Origin of the sequence: Proteus myxofaciens ATCC 19692 (assembly GCF_001654855.1) — a bacterium.
Classification (GTDB): Bacteria; Pseudomonadota; Gammaproteobacteria; order Enterobacterales; family Enterobacteriaceae; genus Proteus; species Proteus myxofaciens.
The window spans coordinates 1-2,900 of the sequence record NZ_LXEN01000076.1 but is presented as its reverse complement, the minus strand read 5'-3'; the positions used below and the strand labels follow the sequence as shown (position 1 = coordinate 2,900).

The 2,900-nt window shown below is 35.7% G+C and carries 3 protein-coding genes; all 3 read left to right on the top strand.

Going from position 1 to position 2,900, the window contains the following annotated elements:
* Positions 1-293 precede the first annotated feature (293 nt).
* The gene (locus tag M983_RS08190; protein WP_066749592.1) at positions 294-1,031 is read left to right on the top strand and encodes a (Fe-S)-binding protein; all 738 of its coding nucleotides are present in this window, start codon (positions 294-296) and stop codon (positions 1,029-1,031) included.
* On the top strand, positions 1,022-2,440 hold the full coding sequence (locus M983_RS08185) for a LutB/LldF family L-lactate oxidation iron-sulfur protein (RefSeq protein ID WP_066749591.1): 1,419 nt from the start codon (positions 1,022-1,024) through the stop codon (positions 2,438-2,440). Before M983_RS08190 ends, M983_RS08185 begins: the two co-directional genes overlap by 10 nt.
* Positions 2,441-2,443: 3 nt before the next feature.
* A partial coding sequence (locus M983_RS08180) for an LUD domain-containing protein (RefSeq protein ID WP_066749590.1) occupies positions 2,444-2,900 on the top strand: 457 nt, incomplete at its 3' end.

Here is a 2,900-nt window from a genome sequence, read left to right as displayed (position 1 = left end):
GGTCATAAAAAATATAATAAGCTAAGTCCTAAAATCGCATTTTTATTCATATCCAAATTTATTATTCATTATTCCTCATAACGAATTGTATTTACTCAAAATAGTATCGTTATTCATTTTTATCCTCCTTTAAAATAGATTAAATTTCTTTTGTTATTATAAAAAAAGATAGAGTTACACATATATTTAACATCATTTTTATGCAATATTAATTGTCATACAAATAAAATAAAGTCCCAATTCATTAGGTCAGAGAGTTATTTGGCTCTGATAAAAGTAATAGGAGCAATAGAGTGGATGTTAATTTTTATGTGACATGTATCGGGGATGCATTAAAGTCCCATATGGCAAGAGACAGTGTGTTATTACTTGAAAAATTAGGTTGCCGAATTCATTTTCTTGAAAGGCAAGGTTGCTGTGGACAGCCAGCTATTAATAGCGGTTATATTCAAGATGCTAAACCCGCGATGAAAAAACTGATTGAAACATTTGAAGCAAATTCATTTCCTATTATTTCTCCTGCTGGCTCTTGTACTTATGCTATTAAAGGATATGCAAAATATCTTGCTGATGAGCCGAAATGGGCTATACGAGCAGAAAATATTGCTAATCGTATGTTTGATCTCACTTCCTTTATTGTTCACCAATTAGGTGTTGTTGATGTTGGTGCATGTCTTAATGGAAAAGCGGTTTATCATCCTTCATGTAGTCTCTTTCGTAAAATGGGCGTAAAAGAAGAGCCATTAACCCTATTACGTCATGTGAAAGGTTTAGAATTATTACCTTTTGAAAATATGGAAACCTGTTGTGGCTTTGGTGGCACATTCTCAGTCAAAATGGCTGAAATTTCAGGTGAGATGGTAAAAGAAAAAGTTCATCACATTATGGATGTTAAGCCTGATTATTTGATTGGTGCTGATGTCAGCTGTCTTTTAAATATCGGTGGTCGTTTAGAGCGAGAAGGACATCCTGTTAAAGTTCTGCATATTGCACAAGTTTTGATGAGTCATGAGGAGGAATTATGTCATTAAGAACAAGTAATATTCCTTTTAAGGACTTAATAGAACGTCAAGTGCATGATGAAGTTATGCAAAAAGCAGTGGCTAATGCACAAGAAACAATAGGAAAAAATCGTCAAAAGATGGTTGATGAGTTAGGCCATTGGGAAGATTGGCGAGATAGAGCTGCACAAATCAGAGATCATGTTCTTGCTAATTTAGATGGTTACTTATATCAGTTATCAGAAAAAATTGAGCAACATGGCGGTCATGTTTTTTTTGCAAAAACAAAAGATGAAGCGACCCAATATATCCTTGATGTTGCTAAAGAAAAAAAAGCAAAAAAAATAGTAAAAGCCAAGTCGATGGTGACAGAAGAAATCGGCATGAATAACGCATTAGAGAATGAAGGCATTAAAGTGATTGAAACAGATCTTGCTGAATTTATTTTACAGCAAGCAAAAGATGCCCCTTCTCACGTTGTTGTTCCTGCTATTCATAAAAACCGCCAACAAATTCGTCAAATCTTTCACGATAAATTAGGTTATAACGGTTCAGATACACCTGAAGAGATGACGCGTTTTGTTCGTCAAAATATTCGTGAAGACTTTTTTTCTGCTGATATTGGTATAACAGGGTGTAATTTTGCTGTTGCTGAAACAGGCTCTGTTTGTTTAGTAACAAATGAAGGTAATGCTCGTCTTAGTACAACATTACCAAAAACACATATTGCTGTAATGGGGATGGAGCGTATTGCACCAACGTTTAAAGAAGTCGATATTTTAATTACGATGCTAGCACGTAGCGCTGTAGGTTTGCGCTTAACAGGCTACAACACTTGGCTAACGGGCCCTAGAGAGCATGATAATGTCGATGGCCCTGAAGATTTCCACTTAGTCATTGTAGATAATGGGCGTTCAAAAATCATTGGTAGTGAATTTCAAGATATATTGCGCTGTATTCGTTGTGGTGCTTGTATGAACACCTGTCCTGCTTATCGTCACATTGGTGGCCAAGGATATGGCTCTATCTATCCCGGTCCTGTTGGCGCTGTATTAACGCCTCTTTTAGGTGGATATAAAGATTTTAAAAACCTACCTTATGTTTGCTCATTATGCACTGCTTGTGATTCAGTCTGTCCTGTAAAAATTCCATTATCAGGTTTAATTAAAAAACATAGAGAAGTGATGGTTGAGCAAGGTATTCCACCTGCGACAGAACGAAAAATCACTGGAATATTTAACTATGTTAACCGTCATCCTACTTTATGGAAAGTGGGTATGAATATGGGTGCTCATGCTGCTAAATGGTTTATCAAAGATGGGAAAGCACCATTAAATATTGGTGCATTAAAAGCTTGGACTGAAGCGAGAGATTTACCTGAAGGTGATGGTCAGAGTTTCCGTAGTTGGTTTAAAAAACATCAAAAAGAGGTGAAATAACAAATGGAAAATAGAGAAAGTTTTTTATCTCATTTGGCTTCTCAGTTAGGTAGACCTCTACAGAAAGAACCTAAACCATTGCCTTTACCTGTTAATAGCTACCCAGAAGAACGTTTAACAGAGCTTTCAGAAAAAGAACGTTATGAATATTTTTTAAATATAGCTCAAACAGCAGGCAGTACATATGAACTTACGACATTAAAAGCCTTACCAAAATGCTTACTTACTTTATGTGAAAAATATGGTGAGTCTGTCATATTAACGGGTGATCCTCGTTTAAAAGAAAGTGGCGTCATTGATTACCTATCTACTTATTGTCATGCTTATGTATGGGACCACAATGAGGGTGAAAAAAATATTGAGGTAGTGAAAAAAGCCAAAGTTGGGATTGTTTTTGCTGAATATGGCTTAGCGGAATCAGGTGGTGTTGTTTTATTTTCTGGTGCTGATAAAGGTCGTA